General features: G+C 64.4%; 1 pseudogene. It reads right to left on the minus strand.

What is annotated here, in order from left to right:
- Positions 1–267: pseudogene (locus tag SB751_RS31180) on the minus strand (cytochrome); the annotation flags it as partial.

Consider the following 267-nt stretch of genomic DNA (forward strand, 5'->3'; position numbering starts at 1 on the left):
GTTTGCGAATGCCGTATTGCATCCAGCCAGGACCGTCGGGCTGCTGGCGCATCTTGTCGAGCACCTTGCCCGCGAACTGCCAGAAGTTGCCCACCGCGTGCGCGACCGCGACCTGCTCCTCGGGACGCGGACGTCCCCACGTATTGACCGTATGCGCGATCGAATACTGGCGCAGCAGATCCATGTCCTCCTCGGGCACGCCGAGAAAATGCAGCGCCACCGTGAGCGGCACTTCCCAGAGCATCTGATCGACGAGATCGGCGCGGC

The sequence above is a fragment of the Cupriavidus sp. SIMBA_020 genome (assembly GCF_046535395.1).
In the GTDB taxonomy this organism is placed as follows: domain Bacteria; phylum Pseudomonadota; class Gammaproteobacteria; order Burkholderiales; family Burkholderiaceae; genus Cupriavidus; species Cupriavidus campinensis.